The 16,276-nt window shown below is 69.4% G+C and carries 34 protein-coding genes; 12 read left to right on the forward strand and 22 right to left on the reverse strand.

Annotated features, from left to right (window positions below):
- The 7 genes from ACFVHV_RS09390 to ACFVHV_RS09420 all read left to right on the forward strand — a co-directional run.
- On the forward strand, positions 1 to 345 hold a 345-nt coding region (locus tag ACFVHV_RS09390; RefSeq protein WP_380350297.1), incomplete at its 5' end, for a hypothetical protein.
- Positions 342 to 545 carry a LuxR C-terminal-related transcriptional regulator gene (locus ACFVHV_RS09395; RefSeq protein WP_380350298.1) on the forward strand — a complete coding sequence of 68 codons (204 nt, stop codon included), beginning with the start codon at positions 342 to 344 and terminating at the stop codon, positions 543 to 545. The genes ACFVHV_RS09390 and ACFVHV_RS09395, both read left to right, overlap by 4 nt.
- Positions 542 to 757 (forward strand): hypothetical protein, encoded by a 216-nt coding sequence (locus ACFVHV_RS09400; protein ID WP_380350299.1) that lies wholly within the window; start codon positions 542 to 544, stop codon positions 755 to 757. The genes ACFVHV_RS09395 and ACFVHV_RS09400 overlap by 4 nt, the downstream gene beginning before the upstream one ends.
- An 88-nt stretch (positions 758 to 845) precedes the next feature.
- Positions 846 to 1,070 carry a hypothetical protein gene (locus tag ACFVHV_RS09405; RefSeq protein ID WP_380350301.1) on the forward strand — a complete coding sequence of 75 codons (225 nt, stop codon included), beginning with the start codon at positions 846 to 848 and terminating at the stop codon, positions 1,068 to 1,070.
- A complete protein-coding gene (locus ACFVHV_RS09410; protein ID WP_380350303.1) occupies positions 1,067 to 1,450 on the forward strand; it encodes a response regulator transcription factor in 384 nt (127 codons plus the stop codon). The genes ACFVHV_RS09405 and ACFVHV_RS09410 overlap by 4 nt, the downstream gene beginning before the upstream one ends.
- Positions 1,447 to 1,905 (forward strand): hypothetical protein, encoded by a 459-nt coding sequence (locus ACFVHV_RS09415; protein WP_380350304.1) that lies wholly within the window; start codon positions 1,447 to 1,449, stop codon positions 1,903 to 1,905. The genes ACFVHV_RS09410 and ACFVHV_RS09415 overlap by 4 nt, the downstream gene beginning before the upstream one ends.
- Positions 1,906 to 2,027: 122 nt before the next feature.
- Positions 2,028 to 2,354 (forward strand): hypothetical protein, encoded by a 327-nt coding sequence (locus tag ACFVHV_RS09420; RefSeq protein WP_380350305.1) that lies wholly within the window; start codon positions 2,028 to 2,030, stop codon positions 2,352 to 2,354.
- Positions 2,355 to 2,380: 26 nt separating this feature from the next.
- Here ACFVHV_RS09420 and ACFVHV_RS09425 read toward each other — a convergent pair whose 3' ends face one another.
- Positions 2,381 to 2,719, reverse strand: a complete 339-nt coding sequence (locus ACFVHV_RS09425; RefSeq protein WP_380350306.1) for a hypothetical protein — start codon at positions 2,717 to 2,719, stop codon at positions 2,381 to 2,383.
- 115 nt (positions 2,720 to 2,834) lie between these two features.
- On the opposite strand from ACFVHV_RS09425, the gene ACFVHV_RS09430 reads away from it, so the two are divergent.
- From ACFVHV_RS09430 to ACFVHV_RS09440, 3 genes are read left to right on the forward strand one after another with little or no spacing between them, the layout of a single operon-like run.
- A complete protein-coding gene (locus tag ACFVHV_RS09430) occupies positions 2,835 to 3,122 on the forward strand; it encodes a DUF6300 family protein (RefSeq protein ID WP_380350308.1) in 288 nt (95 codons plus the stop codon).
- A 40-nt stretch (positions 3,123 to 3,162) separates the two neighbouring features.
- On the forward strand, positions 3,163 to 3,720 hold the full coding sequence (locus ACFVHV_RS09435) for a hypothetical protein (protein ID WP_380350310.1): 558 nt from the start codon (positions 3,163 to 3,165) through the stop codon (positions 3,718 to 3,720).
- Positions 3,721 to 3,754: 34 nt separating this feature from the next.
- Positions 3,755 to 4,618, forward strand: a complete 864-nt coding sequence (locus tag ACFVHV_RS09440) for a nuclease-related domain-containing protein (protein ID WP_380350312.1) — start codon at positions 3,755 to 3,757, stop codon at positions 4,616 to 4,618.
- A 302-nt stretch (positions 4,619 to 4,920) separates the two neighbouring features.
- On the opposite strand, the gene ACFVHV_RS09445 is transcribed toward ACFVHV_RS09440, so the two are convergent.
- The 12 genes from ACFVHV_RS09445 to ACFVHV_RS09500 all read right to left on the reverse strand — a co-directional run bounded on the left by ACFVHV_RS09445 (position 4,921) and on the right by ACFVHV_RS09500 (position 9,650).
- Positions 4,921 to 5,175: a hypothetical protein gene (locus ACFVHV_RS09445; protein WP_380350314.1), complete on the reverse strand. Its 255-nt coding sequence runs from the start codon at positions 5,173 to 5,175 to the stop codon at positions 4,921 to 4,923.
- 83 nt (positions 5,176 to 5,258) lie between these two features.
- Complete coding sequence (locus ACFVHV_RS09450; RefSeq protein ID WP_380350316.1) at positions 5,259 to 5,915, reverse strand: nuclease-related domain-containing protein; 657 nt, start codon at positions 5,913 to 5,915, stop codon at positions 5,259 to 5,261.
- A 140-nt stretch (positions 5,916 to 6,055) separates the two neighbouring features.
- On the reverse strand, positions 6,056 to 6,259 hold the full coding sequence (locus ACFVHV_RS09455; protein WP_380350318.1) for a hypothetical protein: 204 nt from the start codon (positions 6,257 to 6,259) through the stop codon (positions 6,056 to 6,058).
- A complete protein-coding gene (locus tag ACFVHV_RS09460) occupies positions 6,243 to 6,608 on the reverse strand; it encodes a MazG-like family protein (RefSeq protein ID WP_380350320.1) in 366 nt (121 codons plus the stop codon). Before ACFVHV_RS09460 ends, ACFVHV_RS09455 begins: the two co-directional genes overlap by 17 nt.
- On the reverse strand, positions 6,605 to 6,817 hold the full coding sequence (locus ACFVHV_RS09465) for a hypothetical protein (RefSeq protein WP_380350322.1): 213 nt from the start codon (positions 6,815 to 6,817) through the stop codon (positions 6,605 to 6,607). Before ACFVHV_RS09465 ends, ACFVHV_RS09460 begins: the two co-directional genes overlap by 4 nt.
- 2 nt (positions 6,818 to 6,819) lie before the next feature.
- Entirely contained in the window at positions 6,820 to 7,161 is a 342-nt protein-coding gene (locus ACFVHV_RS09470) for a hypothetical protein (protein ID WP_380350323.1), read from the reverse strand.
- Between the two features lie 2 nt (positions 7,162 to 7,163).
- Positions 7,164 to 7,451 (reverse strand): hypothetical protein, encoded by a 288-nt coding sequence (locus tag ACFVHV_RS09475; RefSeq protein ID WP_380350325.1) that lies wholly within the window; start codon positions 7,449 to 7,451, stop codon positions 7,164 to 7,166.
- Positions 7,448 to 7,732 carry a hypothetical protein gene (locus ACFVHV_RS09480; protein WP_380350327.1) on the reverse strand — a complete coding sequence of 95 codons (285 nt, stop codon included), beginning with the start codon at positions 7,730 to 7,732 and terminating at the stop codon, positions 7,448 to 7,450. The genes ACFVHV_RS09475 and ACFVHV_RS09480 overlap by 4 nt, the downstream gene beginning before the upstream one ends.
- Positions 7,729 to 8,136 (reverse strand): hypothetical protein, encoded by a 408-nt coding sequence (locus tag ACFVHV_RS09485; RefSeq protein WP_380350329.1) that lies wholly within the window; start codon positions 8,134 to 8,136, stop codon positions 7,729 to 7,731. Before ACFVHV_RS09485 ends, ACFVHV_RS09480 begins: the two co-directional genes overlap by 4 nt.
- Entirely contained in the window at positions 8,133 to 8,345 is a 213-nt protein-coding gene (locus ACFVHV_RS09490) for a hypothetical protein (protein WP_380350331.1), read from the reverse strand. The genes ACFVHV_RS09485 and ACFVHV_RS09490 overlap by 4 nt, the downstream gene beginning before the upstream one ends.
- Positions 8,346 to 8,430: 85 nt before the next feature.
- Entirely contained in the window at positions 8,431 to 8,688 is a 258-nt protein-coding gene (locus ACFVHV_RS09495; protein ID WP_380350333.1) for a hypothetical protein, read from the reverse strand.
- 167 nt (positions 8,689 to 8,855) lie between these two features.
- Entirely contained in the window at positions 8,856 to 9,650 is a 795-nt protein-coding gene (locus ACFVHV_RS09500; protein ID WP_380350335.1) for a hypothetical protein, read from the reverse strand.
- 133 nt (positions 9,651 to 9,783) lie between these two features.
- On the opposite strand from ACFVHV_RS09500, the gene ACFVHV_RS09505 reads away from it, so the two are divergent.
- On the forward strand, positions 9,784 to 10,089 hold the full coding sequence (locus ACFVHV_RS09505) for a hypothetical protein (protein ID WP_380350337.1): 306 nt from the start codon (positions 9,784 to 9,786) through the stop codon (positions 10,087 to 10,089).
- Here the strand turns inward: ACFVHV_RS09505 and ACFVHV_RS09510 are convergent.
- The 7 genes from ACFVHV_RS09510 to ACFVHV_RS09540 all read right to left on the reverse strand — a co-directional run bounded on the left by ACFVHV_RS09510 (position 10,086) and on the right by ACFVHV_RS09540 (position 14,734).
- Positions 10,086 to 10,508 carry a hypothetical protein gene (locus ACFVHV_RS09510; protein ID WP_380350339.1) on the reverse strand — a complete coding sequence of 141 codons (423 nt, stop codon included), beginning with the start codon at positions 10,506 to 10,508 and terminating at the stop codon, positions 10,086 to 10,088. The genes ACFVHV_RS09505 and ACFVHV_RS09510 overlap by 4 nt on opposite strands.
- A 23-nt stretch (positions 10,509 to 10,531) precedes the next feature.
- On the reverse strand, positions 10,532 to 11,920 hold the full coding sequence (gene dnaB, locus ACFVHV_RS09515; RefSeq protein ID WP_380350341.1) for a replicative DNA helicase: 1,389 nt from the start codon (positions 11,918 to 11,920) through the stop codon (positions 10,532 to 10,534).
- Complete coding sequence (locus tag ACFVHV_RS09520; RefSeq protein WP_380350343.1) at positions 11,917 to 12,882, reverse strand: hypothetical protein; 966 nt, start codon at positions 12,880 to 12,882, stop codon at positions 11,917 to 11,919. The genes dnaB and ACFVHV_RS09520 overlap by 4 nt, the downstream gene beginning before the upstream one ends.
- 112 nt (positions 12,883 to 12,994) lie before the next feature.
- A complete protein-coding gene (locus tag ACFVHV_RS09525; protein WP_380350345.1) occupies positions 12,995 to 13,192 on the reverse strand; it encodes a hypothetical protein in 198 nt (65 codons plus the stop codon).
- Positions 13,189 to 13,401: a hypothetical protein gene (locus ACFVHV_RS09530; protein ID WP_380350347.1), complete on the reverse strand. Its 213-nt coding sequence runs from the start codon at positions 13,399 to 13,401 to the stop codon at positions 13,189 to 13,191. Before ACFVHV_RS09530 ends, ACFVHV_RS09525 begins: the two co-directional genes overlap by 4 nt.
- A complete protein-coding gene (locus ACFVHV_RS09535) occupies positions 13,398 to 13,598 on the reverse strand; it encodes a hypothetical protein (RefSeq protein WP_380350348.1) in 201 nt (66 codons plus the stop codon). Before ACFVHV_RS09535 ends, ACFVHV_RS09530 begins: the two co-directional genes overlap by 4 nt.
- A 179-nt stretch (positions 13,599 to 13,777) precedes the next feature.
- Positions 13,778 to 14,734: a GntR family transcriptional regulator gene (locus ACFVHV_RS09540; RefSeq protein ID WP_380350350.1), complete on the reverse strand. Its 957-nt coding sequence runs from the start codon at positions 14,732 to 14,734 to the stop codon at positions 13,778 to 13,780.
- Between the two features lie 219 nt (positions 14,735 to 14,953).
- Here ACFVHV_RS09540 and ACFVHV_RS09545 point away from each other — a divergent pair, with 219 nt between their 5' ends.
- Positions 14,954 to 15,142 carry a hypothetical protein gene (locus tag ACFVHV_RS09545; protein WP_380350352.1) on the forward strand — a complete coding sequence of 63 codons (189 nt, stop codon included), beginning with the start codon at positions 14,954 to 14,956 and terminating at the stop codon, positions 15,140 to 15,142.
- A 52-nt stretch (positions 15,143 to 15,194) separates the two neighbouring features.
- On the opposite strand, the gene ACFVHV_RS09550 is transcribed toward ACFVHV_RS09545, so the two are convergent.
- On the reverse strand, positions 15,195 to 15,662 hold the full coding sequence (locus ACFVHV_RS09550) for a hypothetical protein (protein WP_380350354.1): 468 nt from the start codon (positions 15,660 to 15,662) through the stop codon (positions 15,195 to 15,197).
- Entirely contained in the window at positions 15,659 to 16,114 is a 456-nt protein-coding gene (locus tag ACFVHV_RS09555) for a Panacea domain-containing protein (RefSeq protein WP_380350356.1), read from the reverse strand. The genes ACFVHV_RS09550 and ACFVHV_RS09555 overlap by 4 nt, the downstream gene beginning before the upstream one ends.
- Between the last annotated feature and the right edge of the window lie 162 nt (positions 16,115 to 16,276).

Genomic DNA, 16,276 nt, shown 5'->3' on the forward strand with positions numbered 1-16,276 from the left:
GCGGTGCCCAGCTCGAAGTCGGAGCCCTCCCCCTCGGCCCACCAGCGGCAGGCCCCCCACCCACCGACCCAGGAGCACACCGTGACCGACCAGCCCGCCGACCTGCTCGCCGCCGCAGCCCAGCGCATCCGCCAAGGCGACCGCCGTATCGACATCACCCTCCGGGACCCGCTCGCCGCACTGTTCGACGACGCCGAGCACCGGATCCGCTCCGTTGCTCAGGCCGCCGCTGAGGTGTGGCCCGAGGATCCCTGCCAGCAGGCCGAGTTCACCGCCCGCCAGCAGCCCGACGCGATCCTCGCCTTCGCCCGCGCGGTGCTCGGCCGGGACGGCGGCCAGCAGTGACCCGCCCCCTCACCCCGCGCGAGGCCGACGCGATGCGCTACGCCACCCGCGGCCACGGCGCCCTCCTGATCGCCCGCGCGCTCGGCATCACCGAGGGAGCCGCACGCGCCACCCTCCAGCGGGCCATCCGCGCACTTGGCGCCCGCACCCTCGACCAGGCCATCCAGATCCACAACCAGCCCACGGAGAACCCACAGTGACCGACCACCTCCGCGTCAGCTCCGGCCGATTCGTCGTCGACGGCACCCACGGCTCCACCTACAACGCCAACGACCTCAACACCATCGACGCCAACCTCGAAGACATCAGCAAGCGTGGCCCCGACCACCCCGACATCGACCGCCTCCTCGACGCCCGCCGGATCGTCGGCCCGTGGCAGGCCCTGTTCGGCACCACCGAGCCCACCGCGTGACGCTCAGCCCCTGGCTGGTCCTGGCCGGTGCCCTCGCAGGCGCCGGCCTCGGGACCGTCCTCCTCGCCCTCCACCCCTGGAGACGCGCATGACCACCTGGTTCCCCCTCGCCGCCTGCAGCCCCCTCGTCCTCTGGTGGGCCTGCCGCATCGCCACCGCCCGGAGGACCCCCATGCCCCGCCTGCCCGACGACATCGGCATCCAGCCCGCCGCCGACGGGCGGCCCGCCATCCTCTGGGCCCGCTACGGCCACACCGTGCACCTCAGCGCCGTCCCCGGTACCCAGACCGACCACGAGGAGGACCCGTCGTGACCGGCGCGTGGCAGCCCACCCCCGGCGCCGCGCTGACCGACCGTGAGCTGCAGTACCTGCGGCTCATGGCTGACGGCCACACCCGCGACAGCGCCGCCCGTGCCATGGGCATCACCGTCGGAGGCGCCAACCACCACGCACGCCACGTGCTGATCAAGCTCGACGCGGCATCCATGGCCCAGGCCGTCTGGAAAGCCCGCCGCCTCCTCGCCCGCCACCCACCGGACGACACCCCCACCACCTGCCCCACCGGATGCGCCGGCGACCGCAGCGCCTACCGCCAACACCGACGCCGCGGCGAGACAGCCTGCGCCGCCAGCCGCCGCGCAAACGCCGCCCACACCCAGCAATACCGCCAGAACAGGAGCACCGCCGCATGACCAGCGCCTACCAGCAGCAGCTCGCCCAGCAGCTCCGGAGCGCCGAGGACGAGCTCGGCCAGCTGCGGCGCCGCGTCGCCGAGCTCACCGGGCAGCGTGACACCGCCCAGGCCGCCGCCAGCGAGCGGGCCGTCATCCCGGAGCACGCCCGGGACCTGCTGGAGCCCTGGGGCGGACACGGCGACGCCTGGCCCGACATCGCCCCGGCCATCGAGGTGCTGATCGCGGAGCGGCTCAAGTACGGCAACGGCTACACCCAGGAGCACACCCGCGCCGAGGCTGCCGAGGCCCGCATCGCCGCCGTCCGGGCGCTCGCCGACGTGCTTGAGACCGAGGAGGCGTACGGCGGATACGCCGACGCGAACAGCGAGGCCGCACGCCGGATCCGCGACACCCTCGACGCGCCCCGGCCGACTGGGACCCCCTGCCGCCGCCCCGCCACATCCACGACGTGATCCGCGACCTCGCCGACTACCAGCCCAGGAGGACAGCATGACCAACCGCACCGCCCGCTTCGCCGCCGCCTACGCGCTCCTCACCGCATCGCACGAAGTTGCTGATCATTGGGTTCAGACCGATGCCCAAGCTGGCGCCAAAGGCGACCGCAGTCCTGATGGTGTGCGGGCCGCTGCGGCACACGTCGCCACCTACACCGCAACCCAAGCGATCGCGCTCCTCGGCGGCGCCCACCGCGGCGGCCCTCGCCGTCTCGGCCATCACCCACTACCTCGCCGACCGGCAAGGCGGCCACTGGCGTGACGAGAAACCGCGCGGAGTCGTCCGCCTCGCCCACGCCACCGGCAGCCGCGCCTGGCTCCAGCGCGACCCGCAGGCCGGCTACCTCCTCGACCAGTCCTGGCACAAGGGCTGGATCGCTATCGCCGCGCTCATCGCCGCCCGCTGATCCCGTTCCGCACCGCTGCGCCCGGCCTATTGGTCGGGCGCTTTCGTGTGTTCAACGGGCTGGTCGTCACCTCGGAGGTTAGCGAGGGCGTCGGCGATGAGCCAGGCGAGGGGTTCGGCGTCATGGATGGGCTGGTGGCCGACGACCTGCCCGTTGATGATCCACTTCAGGAAGGCGCCGGCGCGGGCCTTGGCGGACTGCGACAGGCCGGCGTAGACCCAGCCCTGCTCGCCGCGGGCTTCGGTTTCCAGGTTGAGCGGGACGAGCTTGGAGCGGTGGGCGCCACCGCGGGCGGAGAGGCTGGCCTGCTGGTCGGGAACGTCGCAGTGGGCCGGGTCGCACCAGGTGGGGTGGAACGTGTTCATGCATCCCAGGCTAGTCGAATGCCTGTTCGATCGAATGGCCCAGGGCCCCTGCCGGAACCCTTGACTCCGAATGATCGCGGGCCGAAGCTGGCCACCCCACCAGGGAGGAACCAGCATGAACCGCGTCCAGGTACTCAGAACCGACGACCTTCCACCGTGCCCCCGCTGCGACCGCCCCGCCCTCCTTGTCGCCCGCATGCCCCTCGGCGACGGCGTCGACCTCTACCTGTGCCGGCACTGCGACACCGGCCCCACCGCCGGCGGCAGACTCATCGCAATCCTGGGCCTCCCGGACGGCGAACGTCCGCTTGACCTGCTTCACGAGTTCACGGCTGCATGGATGCACGAGGGACTTGCCGCGCAGGGCTGGCGATACATCCCCCACGAGGACTCGCCGAACTAACCCCCACCTCCGTGTCAGTGGCGCCTGCCATGCTGCGCCCATGGATCTCGTCGAGCTCGGCAGCGGCGGGCCCGGCCGCTGCCAGGACTGCGGCCAGTTCTGGCCCGGCCTATGGCCCCGCGGCCGTTGCCGGCCCTGCTGGGAAGTCCAGTTGGAGCTGCGCCGCCACCGCGCCGCCACCGGCCCGACCGCCTTGTACCGCTGCTACGACCAGGACGGCTGGCTGCTGTACATCGGCACCAGCCTCGACCCGAAGCGCCGGTTCCGGGAGCACGCGAAGTGGTTCGGCTGGTGGCCGGCAGTCGACCGGATTGAGCTCGAATGGCTGCCGTGCGGGTTCCCCGAGTCAATGCGCGCCGAACACGACGCGATCCGCCGGGAACAGCCGGCCTGCAATGTTGCTCCGGGGGTTGAGGCCGAGGAGTGCGGGCCGCCGATGGAAGGCGGGACGTGGTTCGACCATGGGGCGCAGCTGCGGGAGTGGCGGCGGTGGTTCGCGGTGTGGCGGGACTGCCAGCTGCAGCCCGAGGAGGCCCGGGCCCGCGACGCTACCGCGCAGGGGCGTCGGTTCCTGCCTGGCGGTGCCGCAATTCAGTGACCGCTTGTCGTGCCCTGGTGACAGACTGCCCGCCATGACCACGAGCACTTACCGCAGCACGTATGCCAACGTCGCCGGAGCCAGTGCCCGCCACGAAGCGGCCAGGCTGCGCCAAGGGACGTCGAAGTGGGTTGCCCCACCACGTACGAAGCCCTCCGCCACGCAGACGGTGCCGCAGCGGGAGAGTGTGGCGAAGTCGTTCGCCTGGGCGGTGGCCGTCGGGTCGCTCGGGTTCTTCATCCACTACATCGTGGCCCTGGTTCTGGCCGTTGCGGTGTTCATCGCCGTGAAGACCCATGTGGTCAAGGAGGTGCCCAGGTCGAAGCCCAAGCCGAAGTCCTCGCGGGGATCCGTTGGGCATGCCGTGAGGGTGCCGCCGACGCCGCAGGAACTCGCGGAGGCCGACAACTGGGACCTCGGCGCGGTCGGCGAGGAGGAGACGGCGCGGATCCTCTCCGTCCTGGAGCGAAGGGGGTGGACGATCCTTCACGACCGGAGCATCCCGAGCTCGACGGCCAATCTTGATCACATCGCGGTCGGTCCTCGCGGCCAGGTCGTCGTGATCGACTCGAAGAATCGGCGGCCGGCTCCTGGGGCGGTGCTGCGGCTCTCGCCGGACGGCGAGGGGCTGCGGTACGGCAACTCCGACTGGTCGAAGATCGTGGCCGCGGTCCGGGCCGAGGTGCGGAAGTCCCAGGGCGAGATGCTCGTCGAGCCCTCGGCCATCGTGGTCGTCCACGGGGTCGAATTCGGTTCGATGCCGGTAATGCGCTGCAACGGTGTGCTGGTGGTGCGTCCGGACAAGCTGGTGGAGCGGCTGGAGTTGGAGCCCAGGGTCACCGACAAGCCGTGGATCGCGAGTCACGTGGACCGGACGTTCCCGCCGTATCTGGAGTAGATCCGAGGCCGAGTATCTGGACTCTCACATTCCGGTGGCGTAGCGTTCCCGCCAGGAGGGGGGTCAACCCGGGCACACGCCCCGCCCGGGCCCCGAGGGCGGCCTTCACGGCCGCCTGGCACCTGCTGCGCCCTGCCGCTTCCCAAGTGCGGCAGGGCGCAGTCGCGTTTAGCCTGACCTGCGAATTCGCGGGCCCAATACCTTGTCCGGGCAGACGCCCAGGAGTAGGCTCCGACGCAGTCCTCCCACGGCAACGCCCCACTCCGGTTCGTCCGGAGTGGGGCGTGGTTGTCTTCGACGCTTCAGCAGTGCGGGAGATCCTCGACATCCAGCGGAACACCATCGATCTCGACGATCTCGAAGCCGAGCTTGTCGGCCGCATCCCACACTGCGGCAGCCTGCTGCTGCGCGTTGAGTTCGCGCCCGGCCGGGCGTCGGGTGTAGCTCACGACGGTGGGCGGCGGGTTGTCGTCCATGGCGGGCTCCTTCAGGTCGATGGCATTCAGTGTGCCATTTCGGTCCGACACGGCGCCTTCGGTGAGGGTGCTGCTGGGCAAGCACCACCTGGAGCTCGGCTTCATTCCAGTCTGCCGCGCTCCGGTGCTGGCCTCGGCCAGCCAACGCCGCATGACGTCGGGCATCATGCGTACTGCGGAAAGCCGTCTTCGGCGCGCCGGGCGAGAACAGCTGTCGGCGCCGGCCCGGCCGGAGCCGACATCACGGCGTCCACCAGCCGGCGGGGCCCGACCACCTGCACATCGGCGACGAGCAGACGGCCGCCCTTGACCGGGGCGCCGTGGACGGCGATCACTGCTGTCACCGGCACCCCGAGGGCGGCCTCAACCCGGCTGGCCTCCCACTGCAGCGTCTCCACGGTCTTCTGCCGGTCGTACCTACCGCACATGAGACGGCCGGATCGCAGGCTGACCGCCGCCGCGCCCTTGCCGGACCACTGCTTCGAATCCACGAGGACGACCTGCCCGTCGGGGCCGATCGCGAGGTGGTCGAGGTTGGCCTTGCTGCCGGGGATGCCGCGGTCGTGCATGACGGTCCAGCCGCTTGCGGCGAGCCGGTCGAGGATTCGTGCCGTCGACCTTTCGCCGCGGGCGCCGGCTTCCCATCGGCGGGCGGCGTCGTTGCTGTTGAAGGCGCCGCTTCTGGCGACGATGTAGAGGGCCGCGGCGAAGAGGCCGGCAACGGCACCCACCGATCCGTAGCCGGACCGCATCAGGGAGGCTACGAGCCAGCCGGTGCCGGCGCAGATCGCGGCTATGCGCAGGCGTCGGATGGGTCCCATGCCGGGGCCGGCTGCTCGGAGGCGGGCGGCTTGTTGACGTGCGCTGTGGCCAGCTTGGTTCGCCATCTGTCTCTTATACCTGATTCTTCACCGGGCTTTGATGGTGGGCGAGTTGACGCTGGTCGCATCAGAGCGAGGCGTCAGATGTGGGACGGCCGCTGCAGCCGCAGTTCGTGGCTGTGGCACAGCGTCGGGCCGATCAGGAGACCTATCCCGTTGACGGTCCAGCGGCCGTCGGTGAGCGGGCCGGGCGGGACCTCGTCGACGATGTAGCCGGTGCGTCCGACGGCGCGTGGGTCGTCGGCGCAGGCCGTGATCAGGACTTTGTCACCGGCGCTGAACATCGGGTGCCCCCTCGGCACAGCGTGCGAGGGGAGTCCGGCTTCGCGAGTCGATCCGTTGGACCTTCTCGGCGAGGTGCCGCTCCGGGTCGTCGGTGAAACGGTGGAGGGCGACCATGGCGGTCACAATGACGTCGCACAGCTCGTCGGCGACGTCGGAACGCTCGTGGGTGACACCCTTGCGGGGGTTCTGGCCGATCGTGCCGATATAGGCCTGCGTGACTTCACCGGCCTCCTCGGTGATCTTCATGAGGCGCATGGCGGTCTCGTGTTCGCCGGTGCCGTTGACGCGGTCGAGCCAGTCGACGAGGCGACGGATCGTGGCGAAGGTGTCGAGCGCGGTGGTGGTCATTCGACCCACTCCTTCTTGTGTTCGGGGCAGTACCAGACGTTCAGGACGACGCCGTCGAACTTCTGGGTGTCGCCGGTCTTCCCGGCGTACGCGCAGTCCCGTTCGGCGCGGGAGCACTCGCAAACGGCGGTGCAGCAGGGGTCCTGGGGGCTGCACTCGTCTTCGATGCACTGTTCGTCGGTGCAGTACGGGGCAGCTTCGGCGCCCACCGCTACTCCCCGATCTCCGCGCGGATGGCAGCAACTTCCGCCTCACAGCAGGCGCTCTCGATCTCGACGGCGCGGTGGCCGACCTCGAAGGCCTCCTCCAGGGTGTACCGGTAGGCGTTGGCGCGGCCGATGTCGCCGATGTACTGCCAGCCGGCCCCGTCGGTCCAGCCGTCAGGTTCGGCCCACGCGCGAAGGCCGGTGAACGCGCCGTCGGTGACGGCCCACTTATCGCGGTACTCGCCTTCACCACGCTGGATGGTGATCTCGCCGTAGCCGCCCACGATGTTGGTGAGGGGGAGGCGGAATTGGGTGGCGTAGCGGAGCATGTCCGTGGCGGTCGGCATTGTTACTCCTTGTTGCGGTCGGTGGTCTGGAGGTTGAGTCGCAGGTCGGGCCCGATGACGATGGTGTGGTTGAGGTTGTCGTCGTCCCATTCCAGCTCGATGCCGCCCTCGGGCGTCGGGTAGAGGCGGAGCGGTCCGGGCGCGGCCCACTGCGTGAAGGTCTCGGCAAGCCCGGCTGCCGCTGCGGCAACGGCGGGGCTGGGCGGCGTGCCTTCACCATCCAGCCAGCCGGGCTGGACGGCCATGAGTTCGTCGAGACGCGCCCAGATTTCGGCCCGGATGTCGCTCACTGCTGCTCCTTCCCGGCTGCCTCGTAGCAGCCGTGGCAGTCGTCGGGGGTGCCGTTCTCGCATGTGTGCTGGTCGAGTGGGGTTCCGGTGTCGGCGTGGAGCCTGTACTGGTCGAGGAGTCCGTCGATGGCGTTGTAGGTGGTGGCGTGGCCGATGCAGGCGTCTCGCTGCGCCTTCAGCCACTGCTCGAACTGGTCGCCGCGGCGGGGCAGCGGCTCGGGCCGGGAGCTGGGGCCGGTACGGGTGATGACCTCGAAGAGCTGGCGGGCTTTACTGGTCACTGCTGCTCCCCTGCGGTGCATCCGATCTGGTGGTCGCCGCCGGTGCCGTCGCAGGCCGGGCAGTACGACCCGGGCACGTGGACCCGGATGGGCTGGCCGGGCCGGGCCGGCTCCACGACGAAGCCGTGCGCGGTGAGGACCGCGACCAGGGCGGTCTCCACTGCGGCCTTGACGGCCCTGTAGCGGGCAACCGCCGGGTGCTGTTCACCCCAGCCGACCTGTTCGGCGTTGTGGTTGCCGATCGGGAGGTCGTCGTGGACGTTCCAGCCGATGAGGACGCATCCGTAGTGCATGTCGGTGGTCACGGAGACGCCGGTGTCCGGGTTGATGAGGTGAAGGCCGGCCTGGGTGAGGGTGTGGCGGACGGCGTCTTCGAGGTCGATGAGGGCGGGGCTGGCAGTCACTGCTGCTCCTTGTGCTGCTCGTAGGCGGCGATGATGGCGGGCAGGGCGATCTCGAACATGCCGGTGTTCCAGCTACCGGCGGTGAAACCGGATGCGCAGGAGGTCGGCCACCGGTGACAGTTGCAGAGGTCCTCGTGGTGGTGGTCGCCGAGGGCCTTGTCGCCGATGTCGGCGAGGTGGTCGAGCAGGTCGGCGGGCAGGTTGGTCATCTTTCCCTCTGGGTCGTTGAGGAGCCGGTCGGCATGTCGGCTGGCGCTCTCCGGGTGCCGGAACTTGTCCCGGGGTTGGGTCGCTTCAGTAGCTGCGGCGGGCGTCGTCGTACGCGGCGTACGCCGTGGCGGCCTGTTCGATGTACCGGCACTGCCAGTCACACGGTCCGTCGGCGGCGTGGAACTGGAGGTGCAGCTCTTCGGGGCTGGACCAGGTCACGTCCGCGGGCGCCTTCCGGGTGCGGGAGCAGGGCCGGAACATCCACTGGGCGAGGAACGTGATCGGGTTGCTGCGGTAGTCGCGGCGGGCCACGTGGGCGTGGAGCCAGCGAGCGAACGTCATGTCGAGGCGGATAGCCGGGGGCTCACTGGAACCGGGGCAGTTGCCGTAGCGGATCGGCCCTTCGGGGTCGTACGGGGCAGGGTGGTTTTTGATGCACCCATCCTTGCGGATGGGGAGGGTCTGCTCACAGGTGCCGCAGATGCCCTCCGGAGGGGGCATGAAGGGCCTCACGCCGCTTCCCCCTCCCCCAGTGGCAGCGCGGGCTGTTCGGCGCCCAGAGGGGCCTCCTGGGCCTTCCACTGCTTGCGGTAGCGGTCCACCCAGTCCGAACACTCCTTCCGCGCATGGAACCGGGCCGTCCCCTCCGGCAGATCCGGACGCCACAAGTTCGGCCCCGGGAACCGCAGCTCCTTCTGCCGACGGCTGATCCCCTCGCCGCACCCCATGCAGTTCCCCGCCGGGATCGACAACAGCCGCCCCGAGGAGGCGAGCTGCGCACCCACGGCCTTGTCGAGCTCCTCCTCCCGGCACGGCGGCAACTCGCCGCACGCCCGGCAGACCGCGTAGTGCTCCGGCAGCACCGGCCAGTCGTGCGAGGCCGGGCCGACCAGGTGCAGGGGCTTGCCGCCGCCGTCAGGCACGAGGACGACAACCACCGGACGGTCCCGCCACGTCGCCCGAGTCGGCTCAGCCCGATTCCCGGGGTTGGCGGCCCACAGGTCGTGATGCATCTGCCAGTAGTACTCGAACTTCTCCGGCCACAGGTCGGCCGTCCGCTCCCGGATCTCGACGACCCGGTACGGCGCGCGGTCGCGGATGACGAGGGTGCCGGGCTGCAACTGGACGTTGCGTTCGCGCCGCTGCCGGTCGTACTCGGCTTCGCGGAGGCGCCCTTCGACGGTGCTGGAGCCGTTGCCGATCCGGACCTCGGACATGGGCCGCCAGTTGAGCGGATCGATGTGGCCGCTGCGGACAGGCGTGCGGGAGCGCCAGTGGGCGCCGGGGGTGATGGAGATACTCATGCGCGAAACCTCCTGGTGTATGACGAATTGTTCCAGTGGTGCGGGCGTGCGGGTAGCCCGCTGACGTGACGAAATGCGCTCAACCGCGCGAAGCGCGGGAGCAGTTGCCGACAACCGCCATAGCCTGTCGGCCATGAACCTCAGCGCGAACGAGAAGACCCTGCTGCGCCTGATCGCCGACGCCGGCCAGCCCGTCTCAGCGTCCAGCTACTTCCACGGCATCTACCCGCCGCCGGCGAACATGGGCGACGAGGGTCCGGTGCGCGAGGCGTGGACGGAGCAGCAGATCAGCTTGTACGGGGTGTATCTCAGCCTGCACGAAAAGGAGCTGATCGAGGTTGCGGTGCCGGCCGACGGCCGCAACCCGGACCTGGTGGTACCCACGGAGGCGGGGCGGGCCCTGGCCGGCGAACCATCAGCTGCCCCGCCGAGCCGCTAGCCGACCGGCTGGATCAGGTTGGACCGCCCTTCGGCCGCCTCACCGATCACCGTCGACCAGTTCGTGTCGTTGATCCACGTTTTACCCATGAGGTGCGACGTCCACTTGACGACGTCAAGCCAGGTCCGCACCCGCCGCGAGGCGATCGTGTACGCGTCCGCGTCAGCCGGGCTGTCGCACGCCTCGTGGGTGGCCCGCCAGCGGACTCGCTCCGGATGGCTGGCCATCGTGCGGAACCCGACCATCGGCGGGCCGGAGCCGTCGGCGGCCGGTGCGAGGTGCTCGCGTTCCCACTCCGCGAGGGCGGCGCGCCGAGTGGCGAGCTCGGCGTGGCTGACCCACAGGTTCCCGGGATTGTGCTCGTCGTCGCCGAGCGGCTTGCTGCAGGCCTGGCAGATGATGTTCAACTCGCGGTCCATGCTGATCCTTTCGGTGGTGACGGTCAGGCTGCCCGAAGGTCGGCCGCCATGTCGACGAACCGCGAGTAGTGCCCCTGGAACGCCACCGTGATCGTGGCCGTCGGACCGGACCGGTTCTTCGCCACAATGAAGTCCGCCTCACCGGCCCGCGCGGACTCCTTGTCGTACGCGTCCTCGCGGTGCAACAGGATGATCAGGTCCGCGTCCTGCTCGATCGCGCCGGACTCACGCAGGTCCGCGGCCATCGGCTTCTTGTCAGTGCGCTGCTCGGGGCCACGGTTCAGCTGGGACAGCGCGATGACGGGAATCTCCAGCTCCTTCGCGAGGAGCTTGATCGACCGGGACAGGTCGGAGACCTCCTGCTGGCGGGACTCATAGCGCTGGCCGCCGCCGGATCGCAGCAGCTGCATGTAGTCCACGATGATCAGCTTGAGTTCGGTCTCGGCCGCCATCTGGCGGGCCTTGGTCCGGATGGACGTCATGGTGAGGTCCGGGGAGTCGTCGAGGTACAGCGGCGCCTGGGAGATGGCCTGCAGCGTCTTCGCGGTGCGGGTCCAGTCGTCGTCGGTCATGCCGCCACGGGTCTGCATGTGGTGCAGGGGGACGCGGCCTTCGGCGGAGATGATGCGCTTCATGATCTCGGTGCGGGACATCTCCAGGGAGAAGAACGCGGTGCCGAGCCCGTGACGGATCGCGGCAGAGCGGGCGATGTCCATGCCGGCGGTGGACTTGCCCATCCCGGGCCGCCCAGCGATGACGATCATCTGGCCGGGGTGCATGCCGCCGGTGAGCGCGTCGAGGTCCTTGAAGCCCCACGGGGCGCCGACGGGAACGGTGCCCTGGTTCACGGCCTCGATGGCGTCCAGGGTGGCTTCGAGGCTGCTGGCGACGGGGGCGAGACCGATGCTGGCGCCGGGTGCGTCACCGGTACCGGCGGCGGCGATGATCTCCGCCTGGATCGCCTCGATGACCTCGGCCGGGTCCCCCTCCGCCGCCGCGACCATGTTGGAGCCGCGGTTGAGGGCGACGCCGACGGCGCGCAGCCGGGCCTTCTCGCGGACGATCTGGGCGTAGTACTCGGCGTTGGACGGGGCGGGGGCGGACTGGACCAGGTCGTGGAGGTAGCCGGGCCCGCCGCAACGCTGAAGATCTCCGGAGATGGTGAGCTGCCGGGCGACGGTGATCGGATCGGCGGGGTCGCCGGCCGCGTACAGGGCGGTGATCGCGTCCTGGATCTTCTCGTGGGCGGGCCGGTAGTACTCGGCGGGGCGCAGCCCGGTGCCGAGGACATCGGCGATCGCACTTGACGCGGTCAACTGGGCGCCGAGGCTCGCGCGTTCGGCGTGCAGGTCCTGGGGCGGCTGGCGCTCGAAGCCGGGATCGAACCCGGACTCGTGGTCGTGGTCGTTCATGCGGCGTTTCCTTGGGCTCGACGGGCGATGGCACGCCCGGTGGGGTGGCAGACCGAGCAGTAGGCCTGGTCGCCGTCAGGGAGGGTGATCATGTGGGTGATCGGGTCGCAGTTCGCGCGGCCGCAACGTTCCTCGTCCGGGACGGTCTGCAGTAGCGGCGGAAGCTTCTGGACAAGGCGCCTGCGGAGGAACCCGACCGGGCTGGCAACCGCAGTGGGAAGGCCGGCCGTGATGGCGAGCTCCATGCGGGCCTCGGTGGTGCGCTCCAGCCAGGGGTCGACGAGAGGCGCGAGTTCGGCGAGTTCGGTCTCGCCGAGGGCGAGTTGGGGGTGCCTGGCGGTGATGCGGGCGAGGGCGTTGTACGCGGCGGGGTTGTCTTGCCGCCGTGAGGCGGTCCTCCCGCCCTCCCCCCCTTCGGCGGTTCGCTCCGCTTCCGGGCGGGTCTCAGAGGCGGTCGGCAGGGAGGGGGGTTGGGAGGGAGGGGTAAAGGGAGGGGTAGGGGGGGTCAATCCCATGCCCCATTGGGCACTTGCGGCATGAGCCTCATGCCCCATTGGGGCACTTTCGGCATCTACTCCATGCCCCAACGCCTCGGTTTCGGCATCGGACTCATGCCCTATCGACCCCGTTGGGGCATCGGACTCATGCCCCAAGTCAGTTTCGGCATCAGATCCATGCCCCAACGGAGCGAAGCACGGAACCCGGTACTTCGCAGCCCTCCCCCGCCGCCCCGCAACCGCCACCTCCAGCGCACCCTTACGCACCAGAACAGCCCGCAGGTTCTTCCAGCCCTCCGGCGACAACCCGACCCGGTGAACGATCCGCGGATCCGTCATCGCCGACCAGGTGAGCCTGGTCCCGTCGTTCGCGTCCTCCAGAACCACGATCATGGCCTTCCACTCCGCCGGCGTCAGACCCGCCGGAGTGTGGTCCATGAACTCCACGATCAGCTTGATCCCCATCACGACACCGCCAGAGCGGTCGCAGAGATACGCAAGTACACGGCTTCTCCAGCTGCACGTGAAGGCGAAAGAAGAGGGTGGGGCCGCCCCAACTCGGGGCGGCCCGGGGGCGTCAGCGGCCGAGGATCCGGTCGATCGCCCGCTGCGCCGTCGTCGCCGGCAGATCACCAGTCACCGTGTGGAGACCGGTCTGCGGCTCGAAGTGCGTCTCGACGTTCTCGAAACCCAGCGAGCGGGCATCCTCGGCGGTCGCCGTGATCTGCGCGGCAGCACCCGGCGTGTCCTTGTGGAGGGACTGGAAGAGCGTCACGCCGGCACCCCCTCGACGAACGAGATGGCGTCACCGTGCACCGACCGCAAGGCCATGACGACCAGGTCGTCGGTGAGGTAGCGGGGGTCGTAGCCGACCAAGACCATGTCCGGGGCCGTCCACACCGTGCGCATCGCCGGCCCCTCGTCAGGCAGGGTGACAGTGATCAGACCGGCAGTGATCCGCGGGCCCGTGGCAGTGGCGATCACAGCGCCTCCCCCACCCGGTCGCTGTTCACAGCCCGCAGAAACCGGAGCGCGAACAAGCGGGCACCCTCACGGTCCCCCCGACGCAGCGCCCAGTTCGACAGGCGCAGAAGGATGTTGGGCTCGGAGCCGGCGGTCGGCCGGTTGCCGACACGGCCGATCGCGAGGTTCTCCGTCGGCCGGGCAACGAGAGCGCTCATCGGGCCACCGCCGGGGTGACGAAGGAGACGCTGACGGACGCCGCCGAGGCGGGCCAGATGTTGACGAAAGACGTAGAGTTGGTCACTGATCTGCCTTTCACGAGGGATGGATCATTGATCAGCGAGTTGCACCTCGCTGGTCGAACAGCGGTCGGACGGTTGCACCCGTCCGGCCGCCTCTACTGCGCGGCCGTGATGATCTGCTCGACCGAGGCGTGGTTTCCGTTCATCACGATCGACTTCACGCCGATGCAGCGGTCCGAGGCGTCATAGTCGGCACTCATCACTGCCAGGACGGGGCTGTTAGTGTCCAGCTCCAGGGCCTTGAACACTGCGATCGTCGGGGTAATTGCTCGTACCCGGCGTACCGAGCGCGCCGGCGTCAGAGGGCGTCCCTCTTCGTAGCCGTATGCGGTCACGAACTCAACGGGGCGGCCACCCTCGCTGCGAACCCAACGCTCCGTACGAACCGGACTGCCGCGCTCGATCCCTAGCAGGTGCGCGACGTTGGCTGGCGCGGGAGCGTAGACCGCCTCGACAACCGCAGCTTCGTTCCCGCCCGCACCGATAGCCGCCAGAGGCACGACCGCAGCCTCGGTCGGCTGGGCCGCGTAGACGCCAGCGCCCTTGCGTCCGACCGCGAAGCCCTCCTCTTTCAGGACTGAAAGCGCGTTCTGAATGGCCGTTGTGGAGACACCGAAGTGCCCGATGAGCTGCGGGACGGAGGGGAACCTCTCCCCCGGTTTGATGTCGCCGTCGAGGACTGCATTCCGCAGTACGGATGCGATCACGAGGTGTCGGTCGAGCGGGTGCCGCTGTGTGGCGTCGTAGCGGGCCCAATCGACCGGTTCGAGCCGCTCGTGGAGCGGGGAGGGCTTGTGGGAGTGATTGAACCGCGGGAGCTCCGTCTTGATCGCTGCGACTTCGGCCGCCGCAGCCGATTCGCGATCGTCGAACCAGGTGAGATCGCGACTGACTACGTTCGGCCACCAGCTCTTGGTCTGCTCGTGGGACAGCCAGCGATTCTCGGGGCTGCTGGTGATTCCCACGTAGAGAAGATGCCCGCGACTGTCGCGCAACCGATAGAGCGCGGTGCGTCCGGGTGGATCCCCGTCGGTTTGACTGTCGTCTACCATGCGGCAAACCATACAGGGTTTCTTGATATGTCGCAATGCTATCCGCAACTCGGCTCGGGCATGCACCGGCCCCAGGGCAGCGCTGCGGTAGCGTTACGGTCAGCCCCCGAAGATCGTAGGAACGCCCCCAGGTTCCTGCCCGCTTCCAGTAGCTCCTTCTCGGCGACGCCGCCACCTTGCCCGGTGCCGGTCCTGGGGAAGAAGCCGACCGGGCCCGCGATGCCGGAGCAGCTGAACGACCTGGCCGCGGTCGAGCACGGGCCCCTTGCGGCACTGCTGACCGCCGATCAAGGTGAGATCGCAGCTGTGGAGGTGTTCTTGGCGCGGCCGATCCCGCCGGCCGTCGGCCATGGCGCGACGGCGGAACTGCGCGACGGCTCGAAGCTGTTCATCAACCACGTCCGCTGACCACACAGCTGCGCCCCACTCCAGGTCTACTGGGTGGGGCGCAGCGTCGTGCTCAGGTGTTTCTCTTCTGGGACGGCCAGATCTCGTGCTCGGGGTCCCACCAGACGACGTGGAAGACGTTGTCCACCAGGAACCCGAACAGCCGCTCCTTGCCCTTGAATCGCAGGCGGGAGATGCGGGTCATGTCGCTCAACTGCAGCTCGACGAGGCGCTCTTGCGCAGCCTTGCTGGGCAGGTCGTGTGTCTCGTAGTGCTTCCCCAGGTCGGCACTCTGGTTGAAGATCTCCCGAACGGTCTGCTTCTCAACGTCGGCGAGCTTCTTCAGCAGGTACTCCATTTCGGCCGGCGAGAGCTTCGCCAGACCCCACGGGCCGTCGTGGTCGACGTGGGTGAAGCGCCAGCAGATCCGGTCCGCGGAGTTCCCGGAGTTCGGCAGCACCTTGCCGAGGTCACCGACGGTCTTCTCCGGCTTGCGCTGGCCTGGGAATTTCGTGGCGGCGATGCGCTTCTTGCTGCTCACTCGGCGGTCGCCACGAGCGCGCCGAAGTAGTCGGCGATGTCCTCGTTGCGCAGTTCCTCGTTGCTGCGCTCCAGGTCCCGCGCACCGGCCCGCTCGCGGGCCATCTGCCACGGGCCGTCCTGGTGGTGGCTGGCCTCGGACAGCTGGTGTGCCGAGTACTCGCCGAGGTTCTCCAGGACGACGTCGATCGACTCGCGCTCGCTCGCGGTGAGCAGCTCGGGGTCGCCGTCGATGTCGCCGGCGGACAGGCTGTAGCGGCCGCGGTGGTCGGCGTACAGGGCCGGTGCGACGGGTCCGTTGGCCCAGGCCTCGAACGGTTCGGAGAACAGCGGCTCGTCGTCCCACGCGAGGTGGTAGCCGAACGAGAAGTAGGCCAGCTTCTGGAGCTTCATCGCGGACATCGGACCGTCCTTGGTCAGGATGTACGCGGCCACGTCGTGGACGCTTGCCATCTCTGCCTCCCCTTTGAGTTCTGCTCACACCATAGCCCGGTGCCGTGTCCGGCCTATGAGTGGCGGTCGGTCGATTATGTCGCGAGGCACTGACAGCCTCGAACGCTGCTGCACTGCGGGCCAGTCCGGTTGAGGAACGGGCAGTTGTCCTGGCGGATATCC

The organism is Kitasatospora sp. NPDC127116 (genome assembly GCF_042677365.1).
Classification (GTDB): domain Bacteria; phylum Actinomycetota; class Actinomycetes; order Streptomycetales; family Streptomycetaceae; genus Kitasatospora; species Kitasatospora lactacystinica.

Bases quoted from the DNA above. Each gene is read 5' to 3' on its own strand.
- ACFVHV_RS09500 (WP_380350335.1), bottom strand. From the start codon at position 9,650: ATGAGTATCTCCATCACCCCCGGCGCCCACTGGCGCTCCCGCACGCCT.
- ACFVHV_RS09460 (WP_380350320.1), bottom strand. From the start codon at position 6,608: ATGACCACCACCGCGCTCGACACCTTCGCCACGATCCGTCGCCTCGTC.
- dnaB (WP_380350341.1), bottom strand. From the start codon at position 11,920: ATGAACGACCACGACCACGAGTCCGGGTTCGATCCCGGCTTCGAGCGC.
- ACFVHV_RS09495 (WP_380350333.1), bottom strand. From the start codon at position 8,688: ATGACGTTCGCTCGCTGGCTCCACGCCCACGTGGCCCGCCGCGACTAC.
- ACFVHV_RS09535 (WP_380350348.1), bottom strand. From the start codon at position 13,598: ATGAGCGCTCTCGTTGCCCGGCCGACGGAGAACCTCGCGATCGGCCGT.
- ACFVHV_RS09440 (WP_380350312.1), top strand. From the start codon at position 3,755: ATGACCACGAGCACTTACCGCAGCACGTATGCCAACGTCGCCGGAGCC.
- ACFVHV_RS09405 (WP_380350301.1), top strand. From the start codon at position 846: ATGACCACCTGGTTCCCCCTCGCCGCCTGCAGCCCCCTCGTCCTCTGG.
- ACFVHV_RS09505 (WP_380350337.1), top strand. From the start codon at position 9,784: ATGAACCTCAGCGCGAACGAGAAGACCCTGCTGCGCCTGATCGCCGAC.
- ACFVHV_RS09450 (WP_380350316.1), bottom strand. From the start codon at position 5,915: ATGGGACCCATCCGACGCCTGCGCATAGCCGCGATCTGCGCCGGCACC.
- ACFVHV_RS09545 (WP_380350352.1), top strand. From the start codon at position 14,954: ATGCCGGAGCAGCTGAACGACCTGGCCGCGGTCGAGCACGGGCCCCTT.
- ACFVHV_RS09510 (WP_380350339.1), bottom strand. From the start codon at position 10,508: ATGGACCGCGAGTTGAACATCATCTGCCAGGCCTGCAGCAAGCCGCTC.
- ACFVHV_RS09555 (WP_380350356.1), bottom strand. From the start codon at position 16,114: ATGGCAAGCGTCCACGACGTGGCCGCGTACATCCTGACCAAGGACGGT.
- ACFVHV_RS09490 (WP_380350331.1), bottom strand. From the start codon at position 8,345: ATGACCAACCTGCCCGCCGACCTGCTCGACCACCTCGCCGACATCGGC.
- ACFVHV_RS09470 (WP_380350323.1), bottom strand. From the start codon at position 7,161: ATGCCGACCGCCACGGACATGCTCCGCTACGCCACCCAATTCCGCCTC.
- ACFVHV_RS09420 (WP_380350305.1), top strand. From the start codon at position 2,028: ATGCCCAAGCTGGCGCCAAAGGCGACCGCAGTCCTGATGGTGTGCGGG.
- ACFVHV_RS09415 (WP_380350304.1), top strand. From the start codon at position 1,447: ATGACCAGCGCCTACCAGCAGCAGCTCGCCCAGCAGCTCCGGAGCGCC.
- ACFVHV_RS09455 (WP_380350318.1), bottom strand. From the start codon at position 6,259: ATGTTCAGCGCCGGTGACAAAGTCCTGATCACGGCCTGCGCCGACGAC.
- ACFVHV_RS09540 (WP_380350350.1), bottom strand. From the start codon at position 14,734: ATGGTAGACGACAGTCAAACCGACGGGGATCCACCCGGACGCACCGCG.
- ACFVHV_RS09425 (WP_380350306.1), bottom strand. From the start codon at position 2,719: ATGAACACGTTCCACCCCACCTGGTGCGACCCGGCCCACTGCGACGTT.
- ACFVHV_RS09435 (WP_380350310.1), top strand. From the start codon at position 3,163: ATGGATCTCGTCGAGCTCGGCAGCGGCGGGCCCGGCCGCTGCCAGGAC.
- ACFVHV_RS09430 (WP_380350308.1), top strand. From the start codon at position 2,835: ATGAACCGCGTCCAGGTACTCAGAACCGACGACCTTCCACCGTGCCCC.
- ACFVHV_RS09520 (WP_380350343.1), bottom strand. From the start codon at position 12,882: ATGGGGATCAAGCTGATCGTGGAGTTCATGGACCACACTCCGGCGGGT.